At 70.7% G+C, this 13,717-nt stretch carries 15 protein-coding genes; 8 read left to right on the forward strand and 7 right to left on the reverse strand.

Annotated features, from left to right (window positions below):
• Positions 1 to 134: 134 nt before the first annotated feature.
• Positions 135 to 1,718: an acyl-CoA carboxylase subunit beta gene (locus tag ACFYL6_RS03460; RefSeq protein WP_238661063.1), complete on the reverse strand. Its 1,584-nt coding sequence runs from the start codon at positions 1,716 to 1,718 to the stop codon at positions 135 to 137.
• A gap of 84 nt (positions 1,719 to 1,802) precedes the next feature.
• Between ACFYL6_RS03460 and ACFYL6_RS03465 the strand changes: the two genes are divergently transcribed.
• Positions 1,803 to 2,678 (forward strand): biotin--[acetyl-CoA-carboxylase] ligase, encoded by an 876-nt coding sequence (locus ACFYL6_RS03465; protein WP_387166873.1) that lies wholly within the window; start codon positions 1,803 to 1,805, stop codon positions 2,676 to 2,678.
• Between the two features lie 80 nt (positions 2,679 to 2,758).
• Complete coding sequence (locus ACFYL6_RS03470; protein ID WP_387166878.1) at positions 2,759 to 3,331, forward strand: PH domain-containing protein; 573 nt, start codon at positions 2,759 to 2,761, stop codon at positions 3,329 to 3,331.
• A 44-nt stretch (positions 3,332 to 3,375) separates the two neighbouring features.
• Here the strand turns inward: ACFYL6_RS03470 and ACFYL6_RS03475 are convergent, their stop codons facing one another.
• The 3 genes from ACFYL6_RS03475 to ACFYL6_RS03485 form a co-directional block, all read right to left on the reverse strand.
• Positions 3,376 to 4,077: a MaoC/PaaZ C-terminal domain-containing protein gene (locus tag ACFYL6_RS03475; protein WP_387166881.1), complete on the reverse strand. Its 702-nt coding sequence runs from the start codon at positions 4,075 to 4,077 to the stop codon at positions 3,376 to 3,378.
• Entirely contained in the window at positions 4,074 to 4,781 is a 708-nt protein-coding gene (locus tag ACFYL6_RS03480; protein WP_387168215.1) for a GtrA family protein, read from the reverse strand. The genes ACFYL6_RS03475 and ACFYL6_RS03480 overlap by 4 nt, the downstream gene beginning before the upstream one ends.
• Positions 4,782 to 4,844: 63 nt before the next feature.
• Positions 4,845 to 5,381: a GtrA family protein gene (locus tag ACFYL6_RS03485; RefSeq protein ID WP_387168218.1), complete on the reverse strand. Its 537-nt coding sequence runs from the start codon at positions 5,379 to 5,381 to the stop codon at positions 4,845 to 4,847.
• Positions 5,382 to 5,820: 439 nt separating this feature from the next.
• Between ACFYL6_RS03485 and ACFYL6_RS03490 the strand changes: the two genes are divergently transcribed.
• The 4 genes from ACFYL6_RS03490 (at position 5,821) to ACFYL6_RS03505 (ending at position 10,766) form a co-directional block, all read left to right on the forward strand.
• A complete protein-coding gene (locus ACFYL6_RS03490) occupies positions 5,821 to 7,665 on the forward strand; it encodes a phosphoenolpyruvate carboxykinase (GTP) (protein WP_387166884.1) in 1,845 nt (614 codons plus the stop codon).
• A 37-nt stretch (positions 7,666 to 7,702) separates the two neighbouring features.
• Positions 7,703 to 8,560, forward strand: coding sequence for a hypothetical protein (locus ACFYL6_RS03495; protein ID WP_387166887.1), 858 nt, complete (start codon positions 7,703 to 7,705; stop codon positions 8,558 to 8,560).
• Positions 8,561 to 8,764: 204 nt separating this feature from the next.
• The gene (locus ACFYL6_RS03500; RefSeq protein WP_387166889.1) at positions 8,765 to 9,964 is read left to right on the forward strand and encodes an NAD(P)/FAD-dependent oxidoreductase; all 1,200 of its coding nucleotides are present in this window, start codon (positions 8,765 to 8,767) and stop codon (positions 9,962 to 9,964) included.
• 31 nt (positions 9,965 to 9,995) lie between these two features.
• Complete coding sequence (locus ACFYL6_RS03505; protein WP_387166892.1) at positions 9,996 to 10,766, forward strand: isoprenyl transferase; 771 nt, start codon at positions 9,996 to 9,998, stop codon at positions 10,764 to 10,766.
• A gap of 56 nt (positions 10,767 to 10,822) precedes the next feature.
• Here the strand turns inward: ACFYL6_RS03505 and otsB are convergent, their stop codons facing one another.
• The 3 genes from otsB to ACFYL6_RS03520 all read right to left on the reverse strand — a co-directional run bounded on the left by otsB (position 10,823) and on the right by ACFYL6_RS03520 (position 12,674).
• A complete protein-coding gene (gene otsB, locus ACFYL6_RS03510; protein ID WP_387166895.1) occupies positions 10,823 to 11,647 on the reverse strand; it encodes a trehalose-phosphatase in 825 nt (274 codons plus the stop codon).
• 67 nt (positions 11,648 to 11,714) lie between these two features.
• Entirely contained in the window at positions 11,715 to 12,068 is a 354-nt protein-coding gene (locus ACFYL6_RS03515; RefSeq protein ID WP_238661606.1) for a hypothetical protein, read from the reverse strand.
• A 162-nt stretch (positions 12,069 to 12,230) separates the two neighbouring features.
• Positions 12,231 to 12,674 (reverse strand): XRE family transcriptional regulator, encoded by a 444-nt coding sequence (locus ACFYL6_RS03520; protein ID WP_387166898.1) that lies wholly within the window; start codon positions 12,672 to 12,674, stop codon positions 12,231 to 12,233.
• Between the two features lie 264 nt (positions 12,675 to 12,938).
• On the opposite strand from ACFYL6_RS03520, the gene ACFYL6_RS03525 reads away from it, so the two are divergent.
• Together ACFYL6_RS03525 and ACFYL6_RS03530 are read left to right on the forward strand one after the other, a co-directional pair.
• Positions 12,939 to 13,283: a hypothetical protein gene (locus ACFYL6_RS03525; protein ID WP_030328857.1), complete on the forward strand. Its 345-nt coding sequence runs from the start codon at positions 12,939 to 12,941 to the stop codon at positions 13,281 to 13,283.
• Between the two features lie 31 nt (positions 13,284 to 13,314).
• Positions 13,315 to 13,653, forward strand: a complete 339-nt coding sequence (locus ACFYL6_RS03530) for a hypothetical protein (RefSeq protein ID WP_238661607.1) — start codon at positions 13,315 to 13,317, stop codon at positions 13,651 to 13,653.
• Positions 13,654 to 13,717 lie beyond the last annotated feature (64 nt).

Genomic DNA, 13,717 nt, shown 5'->3' on the forward strand with positions numbered 1-13,717 from the left:
TACGACCCGCCACGTGCCACCGACCTCTCAGCGATTCGCCCCGCCAAGAGGACAACGAACGACAAGATCGATTGCTACGACCAGCTGAGCACGGGAGCACTTTCCCGGAAGTTGTGCGGATCAAGGGACCGAGATCAGAGCGGGATGTTGCCGTGCTTCTTGGGCGGCAGGGTCTCCCGCTTGGTGCGCAGGACGCGCAGCGCCCGGACGATCTGGGTACGCGTCTCGTGCGGCGGGATCACCGAGTCGATGTACCCGCGCTCGGCGGCCACGTACGGGTTGGCCAGGGTGTCCTCGTACTCGGCGATCTTCTCGGCACGGACCGCCGCCGGGTCCTCGGCGCCGGCCAGCTCGGAGCGGTAGAGGATGTTCACCGCGCCCTGCGCGCCCATCACCGCGATCTGCGCGGTCGGCCAGGCGAAGTTCAGGTCCGCGCCGAGGTGCTTGGAGCCCATCACGTCGTACGCCCCGCCGTACGCCTTGCGGGTGATCACGGTGACCTTGGGGACGGTCGCCTCGGCGTACGCGTAGATGAGCTTCGCGCCCCGGCGGATGATGCCGTCCCACTCCTGACCGGTGCCGGGCAGGAAGCCGGGCACGTCCACGAAGGTCAGCACCGGGATGTTGAACGCGTCGCAGGTGCGAACGAACCGGGCGGCCTTCTCCGAGGCGGCGATGTCCAGGGTGCCGGCGAAGTGCATCGGCTGGTTGGCAACCACACCGACCGGTCGCCCCTCGACCCGGCCGTAGCCGACCACGATGTTCTGCGCGTAGAGCGGCTGGACCTCCAGGAACTCCCCGTCGTCGAGGACGTGCTCCAGGACGGTGTGCATGTCGTACGGCTGGTTGGCCGAGTCCGGGATCAGGGTGTCCAACTCCCGGTCCTCGTCGCTGATCGCCAGCTCGGCGGGGGCGTCGACGACGACCGGTTCGTCGAGGTTGTTCGACGGCAGGTACGACAGCAGCGCCTTCACGTAGTCGACCGCGTCCTCCTCGTCGCTGGCGAGGTAGTGCGCGTTGCCGCTGCGGGAGTTGTGCGTACGTGCGCCGCCCAGCTCCTCCATGCCGACGTCCTCGCCGGTCACCGTCTTGATCACGTCCGGGCCGGTGATGAACATGTGCGAGGTCTGGTCGACCATCACGGTGAAGTCGGTGACCGCCGGGGAGTAGACCGCGCCGCCGGCGCAGGGCCCCATCACCAGTGAGATCTGCGGGATGACACCGGAGGCCCGCACGTTGCGGAAGAAGATCTCGCCGTAGAGGCCGAGCGAGACGACGCCCTCCTGGATGCGCGCGCCGCCGGAGTCGTTGATGCCGACCACCGGGCAGCCGATCTTCATGGCCAGGTCCATCACCTTGACGATCTTCTCGCCGAAGACCTCGCCGAGCGAGCCACCGAAGACCGTGAAGTCCTGCGCGAAGACACACACCTGCCGGCCGTCCACCGTGCCGTAGCCGGTGACCACACCGTCGCCGTACGGGCGGTTCCGCTCCAGCCCGAAGGCCGTGGACCGGTGCCGGGCCAGCTCGTCGAGTTCGACGAAGGAGCCCTCGTCGAGCAGCATCTCGATCCGCTCGCGGGCGGTCTTCTTGCCGCGCGCGTGCTGCTTCTCCACGGCACGGGCCGACCCGGCGTGCACCGCCTCGTCGACCCGGCGCTCCAGGTCCGCCAGCTTGCCCGCGGTGCTGTGGATGTTGGTCCCGGTCTCGGTAGTCACCCAGGGAATATAACGATGGTTCAGGTGGGTGCCGCTGTGCAGTACGCCTCAGTGTCGACCGGAGCACCGCCGTAGGCTGGCGGAATGTCGGGCTCCCCGTACACCGATCTGGACCGGCCGCCGCTGTCGGCGGCCCGGCTGCGCCGCGCGTTGATCGCGCCGAACGGGCCGTGGACCCGGCTGGAGCTGCGTGCCGAGACCGGCTCCACAAACGCCGACGTGGCCGAGGCCGCCCGCGCCGACGAGCCCGAGGGCCTGGTCGTGGTCGCCGAACGGCAGACCGCGGGGCGGGGCCGGCGCGGTCGGGTCTGGCAGTCGCCGGCCCGGGCCGGCATCGCGACGAGCGTGCTGCTGCGGCCCGGCGAGGCCGTGCCGGACCGCGGCTGGCTGCCGGCCACCCCCACGGGGTACGGGTGGCTGCCGTTGCTGGCCGGCGTCGCGCTGGTCGAGGCGGTGGCCCGGCTGGCCGAGCTGGAGGCCACCCTGAAGTGGCCGAACGACCTGCTGATCGGCGACGCGAAGTGTGCGGGCGTGCTGGCCGAGGCGGTGCCCGGACGCGCGCCGGACCAACCGCCGGCCATCGTGCTGGGGATCGGGCTCAACGTGACGCTGCGCGCCGACGAGCTGCCGGTGAATCCGACCGGGTTGCCGGCCACCTCGCTGCAGTTGGCCGGCGCGGTGGCCACCGATCGGGACCCGCTGCTGCGGGCGCTGCTGCGGGCGGTCGCCGACTGGTACGACCGGTGGCGCTCGGCGGGCGGCGACGCGGTGGCCAGCGGCCTGCGCGACGCCTACCTGGCGGCCTGCGCGACGGTCGGCCGCGAGGTACGCGTCCTGCTCCCCAACGGCGACTCCCTGACCGGCACCGCCACCGGAGTGGACCCGGACGGCCAGCTGATCGTCACCACCTCGACCGGCGAGCGGACGCTGGCCGCGGGAGACGTCCTGCACCTTCGCTGAGGGGGCCGCGTGGCGGATGTTGTGGGAGGACCTGGGGGGTTTACCGTCTGCGCGTCCAGAAAATCGCGTTGGAGGTTCCCGTGGCGTTTCCCCAAGACGTGCTCACCGAGGACGAGCATGTCGTGCTGCACCTGCACCCGCACTGGAAGGCGTTGATCCGGCCGATCGCGGTGCTGGTGCTGGCCATCGCCGCGGTGGTGGTCGGCGTGCTCCTGTTGCCCGAGAGTGGCGGCGGTTCGATCGCGCTGGCGGTGATCGGGGGGATCGCCCTGGTCGCGGTCCTCTGGCTCGGTCTGTGGCCGTTCCTGGTCTGGCGCACCACCCACTACCTGTTCACGAACGAGCGAGTCCTGCTCCAGCAGGGTGTGTTCTCCCGCGACCGGCGGGACCTCCCGCTCGCCCGGGTCAACGACCACTCGATGAACCAGCGTTTCGTCGAGCGCCTGCTCGGCTGTGGGACGCTCACCATCGAGTCGGCAGGTGAGCGCGGCCAGTCGGTGCTTTCCGACGTGCCGGACGTCGGAAAGGTGCAGACCACCCTGTACGAGCTGGTCGAGGCCCAGCACGACAAGCACTCGCTGGGCGATGGCGAGATGCGCGACATGCTCGCCGACATGCAGGACGGCAAGCCGCTGCGCGACACCACGACCTGAACCGGACCGGTTGTGACCCGCCCCTGCCGCCGTGTCGGGGCGGGTCAGTCGTGTGGTGGGGCCTCGGCTGAGCCGCTGCTCGCCGTCGGGTCGCCGTCGGCGGCGCCGGCGGTGGACGGGTCCGCCGCGATCGGGCCGTCGTCGGGCCGGTCAGGTCCGGGCCGGTCAGCTCCGGGCCGGTCAGGTCCGGGCCGGTCAGCGTCGGTCGGGGTGGAATCGGCAGCCTCGGCCTCGGCGGGGTCGGCCTCGACCGGTCGCACGGCGAACCAGCCACGGAAGCGGGTCCGCAGCACCTCCTGCTCGGGCCGGTCGTCCGGGCCGAGGCGCAGCATGGTGCCGGTGAGGCTGACGGTGCCGAGCCCGGGGCGGGCGGTCGACGGCCGGGCGCCCATCACGTCGACGCGGACCGCGAGTCGGTCGCCGGCCCGCACCGGGGCGAGCCAGCGCAGCTCCTCCAGGCCGGGGGACGCGTCCGCGGCGGCCCGGGACAGCAGGTGGTCGACGTACGCGCGCATGAACAGGCTGACCGTGTAGAAGCCGCTGGCGATCAGGCCGCCGTGTCGGCTCGCCGCGGCCAGCTCGGGGTCGACGTGGTACCACTGCGGGTCGAAGCGGCGGGCGAAGGCGACCATCTCGTCGGCGTCCACGGTGACCACGCCGAGGTCGACGGTGAGCCCCGGGACGAGGTCCTCGAAGAACAGCTCGGCCGGTCGCCCCGTGCCGGAGCGGGCGTCGGGTGTCGTCACCGGCGGGGCGCGCGGCGGGTGCTGACGTGCAGCTCCGCGGCGAGTTCCGCGTCCAGGTCGACGGCGGGGCTGACGCTCAGTCGCGTGGGCCGGCCCTGGGTGGGTGCGCCGGATGAGGAGTCGACGCGTTGCCCGGACTCCGCCTCCTCCAGCTCGGACACGGATTCCGCCAACTCGGCGACCGGGTCCATCTCCGCCATGGTGTCCCACTCGTCGCGGGGAATGTCGTGCCAGGTGGAGTCGGGCTTCGCCGTTTCCTCCTCGGCAGGTGCGACGGGCTGGAAGACGAAGGTGCGGTATGACCAGAACCGGAACAGCGTGGCCAGCAGGACGCCGACGGTCTTGGCCAGATTCAGTGCCAGTAGACCGTGTACGCCGAGGCCGTACTTCGCCGCCGCCACGGCACCCAGCTCAATCAGCAGACCGGCGCCGTTGAACAGGAAGAAAAGGAGGTATTCCCGGCGAAGCGCCGACTTCGGGCGATCGCGGTACGTCCAGTGCCGATTCATGAGGTACGACGTGATGGTGGCGACGATGGTCGCGATCACGGTCGCCTTCAACTGACCATTGACGAAAACGGTCAGTGCAAGGGCATTGAACACCGCGTAATTGATGACGGTGTTGATGCCGCCGACGATGCCGAACTTGAGCGCCTCGTGGATGAACTTCTGCCAGCGCTCAGGCAGCAGGCGGACAAGACGCATGCGAAACACCTTAGGGCAGTCGGTGTGGCCGGCGATCACCGGCCGAACGGGATGGGCGGCAGGTCACGCCTCGTGGTCACGGTCGGGGTTCACCTGCGGAAGGGTCGGGGTTCCCGCTTCGACGAAGACGAACCGCCGGTACGACCAGAATCGGAACAGCGTGGCGAACCCGGTGCCGACGATGTAGCTGGCGAGGTTGTCCGCCAGGCGCGTCTGGAACACGGCCGGCCAGATGGCGCCGAGCCCGTAGCGGCTGAGCGCGAGGCAGGCCACCGTGATGCCGAGACCGACCGCGTTGAAGAAGAAGAAGAGCGCGTACTCGCGGGCCGCGTTGTTGCGCTGGCGGTGCCGCCAGGTCCAGAACCGGTTGCCCACGAAGGCGACGGAGGCCGCGATCACGGTGGAGATCGTCTTCGCCGTGAGCTCTTCGACGCCGTGTTTGCTCGTCAGGTAGTTGAAGAGCGCGAAGTCGACGAGGAAGGCGAAACCACCCACGGTGGCGAACTTGCTCATCTCGCGGATGAGGTGACCGAAGCGGTCGAGGAGTTTGCCGACGAGACCCCGTCGGGTCTGCCGGGGACCCGGTTGTTCCCCGGTCATCGTGGCGGCCACGGAGGGAGCCTACCGGCTGCCGGCCAGTCACAGGGGTAGCACCGGGAAGCGGGCGTGGTCTCCCGGAGGGGCCCAGCGCCGCGTGCGTAAACCCTGCACAGAGCGTAGCCAATTGGGAGGACTGAGCCGCCCCGGAACGGGAATCCCTGCACCGGTCGGCGGGGCAGGTCCACGGCCCGACCGCAACAAGCGTCCGCCGGGGTGCACAACAAGATTTGCGTGAAACTGCGCGGGAAAGCGGGTATCAGCTCGTGATGCCGCAGCGAGGCCGTAGCTTGTGCAGTTCTTCACAACCTGTCCCACTGACTCGGAAGGCTGCCCGGTTTACGCTGAGGCCAATCCCAGGTTTCCACGAAGGCGACGCATCGCGCCGCCGAGTCTCGTGCATCCCATAGATCGGTCAGCGTCGACCACAAGGAGATGTGTCATGGTTGCTCCGGCTGTTGTGCGGGGTATTGATCAGGCCCCGACGTCCCATCCGAAACTGCTCGCCTGGGTCCGTGAGGTCGCGGAACTGACCACCCCCGACCGTGTCGTCTGGGTGGACGGGTCCGACGAGGAGTGGCGCCGCCTCACCGATGAGCTGGTCGAGGCCGGCACCCTGATCCGGCTCAACCCGGAGAAGAAGCCCAACTCGTTCTACGCGCGCACCGACCCGACGGACGTCGCCCGGGTCGAGGAGCGCACCTACATCTGTTCCGTCGACGAGGCGGACGCCGGCCCCACCAACAACTGGATGGCGCCGGCCGAGATGAAGCGGACGATGACGGATTTGTACCGGGGCTCCATGCGCGGTCGCACCATGTACGTCATCCCGTTCGTCATGGGCCCGGTCGAGGCCGAGTCCCCGATGTTCGGCGTCGAGATCACCGACAGCCCGTACGTGGTCGCCTCGATGCGCATCATGACGCGGATGGGCACCCGGGTCCTCGAGGCCATGGGCGAGGACGCGGACTTCGTGCACGCGCTGCACTCGATCGGCGCCCCGCTCGCCCCCGGCCAGCAGGACGTCGCCTGGCCGTGCAACGACACCAAGTACATCTCGCACTTCCCGGAGAGCCGGGAGATCTGGTCGTACGGCTCGGGTTACGGCGGCAACTCGCTGCTGGGCAAGAAGTGCTACTCGCTGCGGATCGCCAGCGTGATGGGCCGGGACGAGGGCTGGCTCGCCGAGCACATGCTGATCCTCAAGATCACCTCACCGGAGGGTCGGGTCTACCACATCGCCGGCGCGTTCCCGTCTGCCTGCGGCAAGACCAACCTCGCCATGGTGGAGCCGACGATTCCCGGCTGGAAGGTCGAGACCATCGGCGACGACATCGCCTGGATGCGGTTCGGCCCGGACGGCCGCCTCTACGCGGTCAACCCCGAGTACGGCCTGTTCGGCGTCGCGCCCGGCACCGACTGGAAGACCAACGCCAACGCCATGCGCACCCTGGACCGGGGCAACTCCATCTTCACCAACGTCGGCCTCACCGACGACGGCGACGTCTGGTGGGAGGGCATGGGTGAGCCGCCGGCACACCTGATCGACTGGAAGGGCAACGACTGGACGCCGGAGAGCGACAGCCTGTCCTCCCACGCGAACAGCCGGTTCTGCACCCCGATCACACAGTGCCCGATCCTCGCCGACGAGTACTTCGACCCGAACGGCGTGCCGATCGACGCGATCCTCTTCGGCGGACGCCGCAAGGACACCGTCCCGCTGGTGACCGAGGCCCGCGACTGGGTGCACGGCGTCTACATGGGCGCCACGCTCTCGTCGGAGACCACGGCCGCCGCGTCCGGCGCCGTGGGCGTGGTCCGGCGGGACCCGATGGCGATGCTGCCGTTCATCGGCTACCACGCCGGGGACTACTTCCGGCACTGGATCGAGATGGGCAAGGGCGCCGACGGCGACGAGGCGAAGCTGCCGAAGATCTACTACGTCAACTGGTTCCGCAAGGACCCGGACGGCTCGTTCCTCTGGCCGGGCTTCGGGGAGAACTCCCGGGTGCTCAAGTGGGTCGTCGAGCGGATCGAGGGCACGGCCGGAGCGGTCGAGACGCCGGTCGGCATGGTCCCCGCGCCGGACGCCCTGGACGTCGAGGGCCTGGACATGACCCCGGAGGACGTCCGGATCGCCCTGAAGGTCGACCCGGACGAGTGGCGCAACGAGCTGCCGATGATCACCGAGTGGTTCGAGAAGTTCGGTGACAAGCTGCCCGGCGTGCTCTGGGCGGAGTTGGACGCGCTGCGCGCGCGCCTCGACGCCGCACAGCCGCAGCGCTAGGTGTGAAAGTCGCCCCGCGCGGGCAACATCGGATTTCATGAGGACGGCCGCCGAGACCCAGGTCCGGCGGCCGTCCGCCGTCCGGGTGCTCACCACCCTGCTGGCCACGACGGCGGCGGCCACCGTCGTGGTCGAGCTGCTCAACTGGTGGTACGCCCCGGAGCAGGGTTTCGGGCTGGCCGTACGGACCGGCTGGGCCATGCTGCGCTCGTTCGGCTTCCTGCTGCTGATCGGGCACGTGCGACGGGGCCGTACGGTGGCCCGCCCGTTCGGGCTGATCCTGGCGGTCACCACGATCTTCGCGGTCGGCCGGCTCATCGTGCCCCGGCAGGGGGTGCCACCGCTGCCCGGCCTGCTCGGCTTCGCGATCCTCACGGCGCTCTGTGTCGCGGTGGTCTGGTTGCTCTACCGCTCGTCGGCGTTGGCCGGGCACCTGGTCCGGCACCGTCCGCGCCTCGTCATCGACCGGGACGGCATCTCCTGGCGGGAAACCCCTCCACGCCGACCGCAGGCCAGCGCCTGGTTGTTGACCAGCCGGGTGGCGGCCTTCACCTACAGCCCGCTGATGCTGGTGCCGGCCCTGGTGGCCGGGGGTTCCATCCTGGATGGTCGCCTGACCGCGGTACCGGCCGTGCTGTTCTGGTTCGGCGCGGGCATCACGGCCAGCTACGCGGTGCTGTTCTGCACCGCGTTCCTGATGCGGGGCAAGGACTGGGCGCGGGGCCTGCTGGTCGTCGTCACGGTTGCCGTACTCGCCGTGGACCTGCCGCTGTGCTGGTGGTTGCTGGGCGTGGACGGCCTGGTCCGCGACGGCGCCCCACTACTAGCCGCCGCCGGGCTGACCCTCTACGGCCTGCGCCGCGCCGCCCGCGCCGAAGACCACGTCCCGGCCTGACCGCGCCCCGCGCCACCCCCAGCCGCGTCGATCATGGAGTTGTGGTGCCCGGTGCACTCCGGTTTGCCGCTTCTGTGACCCACCACAACTCCATGATCGACGGGGTGGGGCCGGGCGGCGCGCTGCGCGGAGCGGTCTGCGCGGGCGGGCAGGGGGCAGGATGACGGGTGGCGTCGGTCACCACGGTCGGCGTCGGCGGCGCAGGTGGATCGTCGAGGCGGTGCGGGAGCGGTCGCGCCGGCCGGAGGGAGGCGCGCGGTGGGCGACGACGAGTTCGACGTGGTGGTGGTGGGGGCGGGGCCGGCCGGTGCGGCTGCCGCGCTGACGGCGCGCCGGGCGGGTGCCAGCGTCCTGCTGCTGGACCGGGCCGACTTTCCCCGGGACAAGGCGTGCGGTGACGGGATCGCCGCGCACTCGGTGGACGTGCTCGCCGAGCTGGGGGTGACCGAGGCGGTGGCGGGCTACGCGCCGCTGCCGGCGTTACGCATGATCTCGCCGGGCGGCGGCGCGGTGGCTCGGGCGCTGCCCCGACCCGCGTACACCGTGCCCCGGGAGGTCTTCGACGCGCGGCTGGTGGCGGCCGCCGTGGCCGTCGGCGCGCAGCTGCGCCGGCACACCGTGCGCCAGGTCGAGCCGCGCGCCGACCGGGTGGTGCTCGACGGGCAGGTGTCCGGCCGGGTGGTGATCGGCGCGGACGGCGCGGGCTCGGTGGTGCGTCGGGCGCTCGGCTACCCGCAGAACCCCGACCGGCACCTCGCGCTGGCCATCCGGGGGTACGCGCCGGCCCTGCCCGGCCCGTCCGAGCAGCTCATCGTCACCTCGAAGGCGCGCTGGCCGGCGTACGCCTGGTCGTTCCCGATCGGCGACGGACGGGCGAACGTCGGGTACGGGGAGGTCCTGCGCGGTGAGCCGTTGAGCCGCGCGTACCTGCTGGACCGGCTGGCCGCGCTGCTGCCCGGCACCGACCTGGCGACCGTGACCGCGTTGCGCGCCCATCACCTGCCGCTCTCCACCCACCGGCCGACGCCGGGGCGGGAGCGCACCCTGTTGGCCGGGGACGCGCTGTCACTGATCAATCCGTTCACCGGGGAGGGGATCTTCTACGCGCTGCTCTCCGGTGCGCTCGCCGGGTCGGCGGCGGCCCGGTCGCCCGGGGACGCGGCTGGCCGGTATGCCCACGGGCTGCGTCGTCGCCTCGGCACGCACCTGCGGCACAGTTCGGTCGCGGCCTGGCTGGCCCGGCGACGCCGGGTGGTGGACGCGGCGGTCCGAGCCGCCCGTCGGGACGACCGGGTGTTCTACGACGTGGTCGAGCTGGGACTGGGTGACGGACGCCTCACCGCTCGTACGCTCGCGATGATCGGCATCGGTCTGGGCGGCGGGGATGGGGCTCCGAGGCAGTGAACTGGCTCAAGGGTCGCTACGCTGCTAGGTGATGACGCTGCGGGACCTTATCTACTCCGTGTACGAGCGCCGGCTCACGGCGAAGCTCGCGGGTAAGCCGGTGCCCCGGCACGTCGGGGTGATGTGCGACGGCAACCGCCGATGGGCGAGGGAGATGGGCTTCGTCGACCCGAACGACGGTCACCGGGTCGGCGCGGCGAAGATCAAGCATGTCCTCGGCTGGTGTGACCAGGCCGGCGTCGGGCACGTGACCCTCTACCTGCTGGCCACCGACAACCTGCAACGCCCGGCCAGTGAGCTGGACCCGCTCCTCAAGATCATTGAGGACCTGGTGGTGGAGTTGGCCGAGGAGGGCAACCCCTGGCGGCTGCGCATCGTCGGGGCGCTCGACCTGCTGCCGGCGCAGACCGCGGCGGCGCTCAAGGGCGCCGAGGAGCGCACCCGCGAGCGCACCGGCGGCGCGGAGGTCAACATCGCGGTGGGCTACGGCGGTCGCCGGGAGATCACCGACGCGGTCCGTTCGCTGCTGCTGGAGCACGCCGCCACCGGCGGCACGATCGAGGAGTTGGCCGAGGTGCTGGACGTCGAGCACATCGCCGAGCACCTCTACACCCGGGGCCAACCCGACCCGGACCTGGTCATCCGCACCAGTGGCGAACAGCGGCTGTCCGGTTTCATGCTCTGGCAGTCCGCGCACTCGGAGTTCTACTTCTGCGAGCTCAACTGGCCGGACTTCCGCCACATCGACTTCCTGCGGGCCCTGCGCTCGTACGCCACCAGACAACGCCGCTACGGCGCCTGACCAGGCGGCGACGCCCTCGGCCGCCGCCCGGTCAGGCCCGGTTGGGCCAGGTCAGTTCAGGGCAGGTGGGTCAGCGCCCGGGTGAGGAAGTCGCCCAGGGCGGCCGGCGACTCGATCGTCAGGTCGGCGGCGTTGGCCACCTCGTGTCCGGTCTCCGCGTTCGCCACGGCCACGCAGACGCCGAGGAAGTCCGGGTCGGTCGCGGCGCGGGCGCGCAGCGCGGCGAAGGCCTTGATGTCGGAGACGTCGTCGCCGAAGTACCACGCGCCGGTGGCACCCTTGATCGCCTCGCCGATCACCATGCCCTTGTCCCGGTCGACTGGCGGCTTGAGCTCCAGCACCATCCGCCCGGCCTGCGAACGCAACCCCAGACGGTCGGCCTGCGCCTGCCCCCACTGCTGCACGGTCGGGCCGAGTTGCGGGGCGGTACGCCAGTGCAGCGCGACCGAGAGCCGCTTGTACTCCACCAGGGTGCCGGGCGGCAGCTCCGCCCGGGCCAGGTCGGCCAGCTCCGCCATGGTCGGCACCCAGGGCAGCGCGGCCGGTTCGGTGACGGTCTCCCCGCCGGAGTGGCTGTGCTCCAGGCCGTAAAGGCCGTAGAGGTCCACGCCGACGAGCCCGCCGAGTTGGTCCCGAAGGAACTCGACGGGTCGGGCGGACACGATCGCCACCCGCTGCACGACCGGGGCGAGCGCCTCGATCGCGGCCAACGCCTTGGGAGCCGGGCGTACCGCGGTCGGATCGTCGTCGACGGGCGCGAGCGTGCCGTCGAAGTCGAAGAAGAGCACGGTCCCGGCCGCCCGGCTGGCGGTTATCCGCCAGGCCTGGTCGGCGTTCAACGGGGTTTTCGGCTGCTGATTGCCCAGATTCAACGGCGGCACGCGCGTCAGCGTACCCCGGCGATCCAGGCTCATTCCTGGCCGAGCGGACCCGTTGAGCGGTGGGCGATCAGCGTTCGGCGGCTCCTCGTCCGCGCCGGCCGAACGGCACCACCGCCGCCTCCTGGCCGTGGCTCAACAGGTAGCCCTCCACGAACCCGGTGTTGCGATCGCCGGTGTGGTTCTCGATCTCGTTGAGCCGTGCCACCAGGAACTCGGTGAGCGCGCTGATGCGGTTGTTCAGACGCTCGTGCAGCTCGGCGACGACGGCCAGGACGACCGCGGTGCCGGCGGTGATGAGCGCAAAGAGGTTGACGAGCAGCGGAAGCTGCCCGCCGTCGACCGCGAGGGTCACTGTGTTGCCGGTCGCCCACAGTGTCATCGACACGGTTGCGACCACGACTGCCAACCACTTCAGGGTCATGGACAGACCCCTCCTTCTGTCCCGCAGGGCTAGGTTCGGCCTTGTCCCGTCCCCCCGCCGATGACGAGCCCAAGCAGTACGAATAGGGACGCTAGCGTGCCCGTTCCAGCCCCGGAGGCAAACGAATGAACCTGACCAGGCGTTCTTTCGCTATCTGAGGAACTAGCCTGCCTGATTGCCCCTTTTTCGGACATCGACCGGCAACGTTGGGCGGTATGCGAGGTATCTGATGGTTTCCCGGATGTGGAACTTCTCCGCGTCCGACACCTGCGGATCGACCAGACGGCGCAGCAGGGCCTCCACGTCGGGGTCCATCGGAGGGGCCGCCTGGCCGGGGCGGGGGCCGGCCGCGGTGCGGTCCCAGCCGAGCGCCGCGAAGGCGGCGGCCGGGTTGAGCCCCAGCCCCTCGCAGAAGGCGACCACCCGCTCGGCCTCCGGGTCGCTGGCCCAGTCGCCCCGGACCCAACGGTTGATGGTCTGCCGGGAGACGCCGGTGCGCCGGGACACCTCGGTGCCGCTCCAGGCTCGGGTCGCCCGTGCCTCGTCCAGGGCCCGCCGGACGAAGGTGGCGAAGGCGATCTTCCGCGCATTGGCCGTCTCGGTCACTCCGTGACGGTACGGCCAGCCGGTGGTGGCCGCGTGCCCCGGCTCGCCACTGTCACGCGGACGTGACAAAGGGTTCGGATTTCCGGTAAACGAGTCAGTGCCACTGTTGAGGGGTGTCACGCGGGCAGAATAGATGAACGTAGTGGCAAACGTAACCGGACGAAAAGCTGATACTGTCACGCCCATGGGACAATCTACGGTGTGTCACGTGCATGAGACGATTGGTGCTCACATGCGTCACGCCCCCGGTGCCAGGGGGTCGTGGTGACCGAGCTCGCCACCCGCGCCCAGGCCTTCGGGCTGATCGCCGAGGGGGTCGCCGCGGGGTTGACCGCCCCCTGGCGCCTCTACCTCGCCCGAGGCTGCCGCTACCTGTCGCTGAGCGTCGGCGATCGGGCCGAGTGGAACGCCTGGCGTACCCATCTCGGTTGCCCGGAGCTGAGCGTCCGGGTCTACGACGCCGGCGGCGAGATCCGCCGGTCCTCGGTGGCCGAAGTCGTGCTGGACGGCTGCCGGATCAGCGTCGAGCTGGTCGAGGAGGTCAGCACCGACGACCTGGACCGGCTGCTCGTCGCCGACCCCACCACGATCGAGCCGGAGGAGCGATGACCTGGCGTCCCGGCTGGGCCGGAGCTGCCCGATGAGCCCGTTCCTCGCGGTGTTCCTCGTCCTGGTGCTCGGTGCCACCAGCTACGCGGCCGGGCGGTTGCACGGGCAGCTCAGCTACCGCATCGGCTACCGCTTCGGTTACCGGCAGGGCTACTTCGACGGTGACCGGGGCGCCTGGAACCGGCGTCGTCGGGACGCCCAGGCAGCGATCGCCTCGGCCCTGTCGGTCTCGCCCGCGGGGGTGGTCCGCTCCGCCGGTGCGGTCGCTCCCCGCCCCGGCACCACGTACACCGGCTCGTCGTTCAGCGCGCCGGCCGCCCCGATCAGCGGGCGGCACCCGACCGGCACGCTCGTCCGACGTACCGGTTGAGGTCGGTCGGCGGGGTAACGCCCGCCGACCGGCGCCACGAACGCGGTGCGTCGTCCGCGGCGGA

Source organism: Micromonospora sp. NPDC007208 (assembly GCF_042869175.1).
In the GTDB taxonomy this organism is placed as follows: domain Bacteria; phylum Actinomycetota; class Actinomycetes; order Mycobacteriales; family Micromonosporaceae; genus Micromonospora; species Micromonospora foliorum.

Excerpts from the sequence above, each read along its gene's own strand:
- ACFYL6_RS03480 (WP_387168215.1), bottom strand. The coding sequence starts at position 4,781 with ATGCGTCTTGTCCGCCTGCTGCCTGAGCGCTGGCAGAAGTTCATCCAC.
- ACFYL6_RS03465 (WP_387166873.1), top strand. The coding sequence starts at position 1,803 with ATGTCGGGCTCCCCGTACACCGATCTGGACCGGCCGCCGCTGTCGGCG.
- ACFYL6_RS03495 (WP_387166887.1), top strand. The coding sequence starts at position 7,703 with ATGAGGACGGCCGCCGAGACCCAGGTCCGGCGGCCGTCCGCCGTCCGG.
- ACFYL6_RS03505 (WP_387166892.1), top strand. The coding sequence starts at position 9,996 with ATGACGCTGCGGGACCTTATCTACTCCGTGTACGAGCGCCGGCTCACG.
- ACFYL6_RS03490 (WP_387166884.1), top strand. The coding sequence starts at position 5,821 with ATGGTTGCTCCGGCTGTTGTGCGGGGTATTGATCAGGCCCCGACGTCC.
- ACFYL6_RS03530 (WP_238661607.1), top strand. The coding sequence starts at position 13,315 with ATGAGCCCGTTCCTCGCGGTGTTCCTCGTCCTGGTGCTCGGTGCCACC.
- ACFYL6_RS03515 (WP_238661606.1), bottom strand. The coding sequence starts at position 12,068 with ATGACCCTGAAGTGGTTGGCAGTCGTGGTCGCAACCGTGTCGATGACA.
- ACFYL6_RS03485 (WP_387168218.1), bottom strand. The coding sequence starts at position 5,381 with ATGACCGGGGAACAACCGGGTCCCCGGCAGACCCGACGGGGTCTCGTC.